Raw genomic sequence first — 361 nt, forward strand, 5'->3', positions numbered from 1 at the left:
TGACCGCCGCCGTGGGCGCATTTGCCATCGAGCAAGGCTTGGTCGATAAATCCAAAATCCCTTCAGACGGCCTGTGTACCGTCAAAATCTGGCAGAAAAACATCGGAAAAACCATTATTGCCCATGTACCGATGCAAAACGGCGCAGTTTTGGAAACAGGCGATTTCGAGCTTGACGGCGTAACGTTTCCGGCTGCCGAAGTACAAATCGAATTTTTAGATCCGGCCGATGGCGAAGGCAGTATGTTCCCAACCGGCAATTTGGTCGATGAAATTGATGTGCCGAATATAGGCCGTCTGAAAGCCACGCTTATCAATGCCGGTATTCCAACCATTTTCCTGAATGCCGCAGATTTGGGCTA

The 361-nt window shown here is 49.9% G+C and carries 1 protein-coding gene; it reads left to right on the forward strand.

The window, feature by feature from the left end:
* The coding region (locus tag ACTHSP_RS22865; RefSeq protein ID WP_440347112.1) for a PrpF domain-containing protein at positions 1–361 on the forward strand (361 nt) is incomplete at both ends.

It is taken from the genome of Neisseria sp. P0001.S005 (genome assembly GCF_051963715.1).